The 3020-nt window shown below is 43.9% G+C and carries 3 protein-coding genes and 1 pseudogene; 1 reads left to right on the top strand and 3 read right to left on the bottom strand.

Annotation, left to right across the window (positions count from 1 at the left end; all coding sequences use genetic code 11):
* Positions 1-582, top strand: a pseudogene (locus ACMHXH_RS13865) (transposase); the annotation flags it as partial.
* Between the two features lie 367 nt (positions 583-949).
* On the opposite strand, the gene ACMHXH_RS13860 reads toward ACMHXH_RS13865, so the two are convergent.
* The 3 genes from ACMHXH_RS13860 to ACMHXH_RS13850 all read right to left on the bottom strand — a co-directional run.
* Complete coding sequence (locus ACMHXH_RS13860) at positions 950-1552, bottom strand: hypothetical protein (protein WP_071476986.1); 603 nt, start codon at positions 1550-1552, stop codon at positions 950-952.
* 1 nt (position 1553) lies between these two features.
* Positions 1554-2402: an RHS repeat domain-containing protein gene (locus ACMHXH_RS13855; RefSeq protein WP_233962912.1), complete on the bottom strand. Its 849-nt coding sequence runs from the start codon at positions 2400-2402 to the stop codon at positions 1554-1556.
* An 11-nt stretch (positions 2403-2413) separates the two neighbouring features.
* Positions 2414-3020, bottom strand: a 607-nt coding sequence (locus tag ACMHXH_RS13850) for a hypothetical protein (RefSeq protein WP_413738165.1), incomplete at its 5' end; no start/stop codon positions are given.

Genomic DNA, 3020 nt, shown 5'->3' with positions numbered 1-3020 from the left:
TTATGTGACATCAGTTGGTTCATGCGTTGTCTCAACGAACCGATAGCGCGTCAAGCCAATCAGGAAGATAACTGTACCGGCCGATTCTGGGAAGGAAGATTTAAATCACAAGCCTTACTGGATGAAGCCGCGGTGTTAACCTGCATGGCCTACGTTGACCTCAATCCCATCAGAGCCAAGATGGCGGATACGCCTGAGCAGTCGGAACATACCAGCATTCGGCTACGTATTCAGGCAGCCTTGAAATACGAACAACCCGCCAAGCTACTGCCCTTTATTGGAAATGAATGCGATAACCAGCGCAGTGGTATTGCGTTTTGGCTCAAGGATTATCTTGAATTGGTGGATGATACCGGGCGCTGTATTCGCAATGATAAACGTGGCGCGATAGGTGAAAAGAGTGCCAAGCTACTGACGCGGTTGAATATCCCTCATGAGAACTGGCTCAAGCTTACCACTGAATTTGGAAGACTATTTCGTGGACCGGTAGGCACCTTGCAAGAGCTCAGCTGTTACTGCGAACATTTGGAGAAGCGACGACGGCATTTTGCAACCAGTTGCCAGTACTTTCAAACGGCTTGAACCCCACTCTATCTCAACCGCAGTCATTGAAATCCCCTGAACCATGGGTGGGGCTAGCACGGCTCAAATCTCACATTTTTGCGTGAAATCGGTTCGATTTCATCAAACCTCTGCAACTCACGGATATCTTTCTACCTCCGGGTGCTCAAATCCCCTAGCGGTGCTTGAACGCAGACCGAAAGAAGATTAAGTTATTGTTTTAAAGTGGGTGGCTTGATTTTTTTGTTTTAACTGGCTGTCCTATCTTTTAACTGTGTTTCTACCTTAACCTGATGATTTTTATCTAAATCATCAGGGGATTCATCAGTACAGAGCTACTCGGCTTGTCAGAGCCTTATAAAGGTGTGGATATCATGCTTTTTTTAATTTAATTACTATTTGGTTTGTAGATAAAACTATATAAAATTTCATCCTCAGACACTTTCTCAATATTCCTGTGACTCTGAATTCTAAGGTAGCAGTCTATAAAATTCTTTGCATCTTCTGCTGAATTGAAAAGTCCATTTCTGTTAAGTAAGGTGAAAAACTCTTCGAACTCAACTTGTATAGAATTATCTATTTTTGAGGCGAATAATTCTTCCTTTATTGGGTAGTGACCATTGCAATCTATATCAATACCAATAAACCCATCTTCTTTCACAGTAATCTCATCAGCTTTTTTTACTGAGTAAACTTCTATTGTCTCGTAACTAAAATCGTCATCATTTTCATTAAGCCAGTCTAAAACTAGTTTAGCTTTTTCTCTGGTTTGAAAAAGACGATACATTAAATTTTGAGAGTATGAATCCTCAGCTTCCTTGGTAAGTTTTTTGATATTTTCAGGCACGCTATCAGGTAACCAATAGTCCCATGACCTACCACATCCACAGTATATTTTATTTGAAACTCTCAAAATCTTGTTAACTTGATCTGTTGCAAAATAGTAAGTTTGCAAATCCGCTCTTACAACGATAATAGTACCTGATATCACGCTACTTCTCCCTCTCTATGGGCTCTGTGGGAATGTGCTTATCTCCTATACCTGACCTCATACGATCAATATGAATATGTTCCCCTCCTTTCCAGTGGTTTTCATTTCCACCTCCCTGTCTTCCTTTTTCTCCTCTGTGATCTGAGGTTTTATTCCCCATTTCCTCTGCTAAATCTATGTATGCATCAGCATCATCATTACTTAATCTATTCCCTCTTCGAGTATCACCATTTAACATGTCTTGTAATGCTCTTTCCTCGCTGGAATGAGGACCAGTTTTTCCTTCATTATTTGATTGATTTTCTGAGTTTCCCTGCTCTGCAGTCAATATGATTGCAACTACTGCAACTATCGGATTGCCGGTCCTGATTGCACCAGAAACCACATCTTGCTTGGTGATGTTTGGGGCTTTAACGTTTCCGCCCGTTTGTCCCACTACTGGCGGAGGCGGTGCAAATAAGGCTAAAGCAAACTCCCCATCCGGATCCACATATTTATATGGATTATTATTGGCATACGTATACCGATTAAACGAATACACATCCCTGAACCCAACCGGATCATCCGCATAGAACCGCCCAATCAGCGGATCATAGTATCGTGCCTGCATATAGGTCAGGTTCAAGTCCTCATCCTGCAGGTGGCCTGTGTAGCCTATACCGGCCTTGTCTCCCCCCAATCGTTTGCCAAACGGCTCGTAATGACTGCGACTGGTGATGTTGCCGGCACTGTCCGATTCTGCAACGACTGACCCCAGCATATCTGTATGCTGATATCTAACTGTGGTTGCTGATACTTGGCTGCATACTAACAGTAACAGCAGCGTTAGGAGTTGAATTATTCGTTCCATGAGTATTCCCCTTACATGTAATCACCGCCGCCGCTACTGCCGCCGCGAGCTGTCGCAATAGCGCTTTTGCTGCCGCCGTTTCCTGTGCAAGTGACACTGATGTTATACACTGTGCCATTCTTTAATTCTGTTTGTGTGCCACTTGTACCTACCAGGGTAATAGTGCCCATGTTGATACCATTCCGATACTTTTGAATCGTACCGCTGCAGCTCGTGGATGAAGTTGACGACCAGGCTATTCGGTGCGCTGGTACATCCACAATATCAAAACATTCTTGTTTAGGAGGGCATTCACCACCAATCATGGTGTCTGATATATTGATATTCACTGTAGGAGCCGGCACAACAACCGAGGAGGTTGGGTCATCCACTTCAGCAACTATGGTTTTGCCCAAATATATACTGTCAGTCTTCATGCCGTTTTCAGAGACTCGATGTAACAACTGGCCCCCCTGACTGTACACACTGTAACTGTTTTTACCGCTTTCAGTTTTGCGTACCCGACGATTATGGCCATCGTAGCTGTAGTTGATACCTTTGGCTGAGACCATTTGCTGTCCCAGGTTATAGCTGAGCGGGTAACGGCCATTGTGGATGACATTGCCGCGGGTATCGTAC

This window comes from Shewanella sp. BJSY2023SW001 (genome assembly GCF_047314685.1).
In the GTDB taxonomy this organism is placed as follows: Bacteria; Pseudomonadota; Gammaproteobacteria; order Enterobacterales; family Shewanellaceae; genus Shewanella; species Shewanella indica.
This window is presented reverse-complemented; position numbering and strand designations above follow the sequence as displayed.

What these genes read in the sequence shown, in the direction of transcription:
- ACMHXH_RS13855 (WP_233962912.1), bottom strand. Translation starts at nt 2,402, where the DNA reads ATGGAACGAATAATTCAACTCCTAACGCTGCTGTTACTGTTAGTATGC.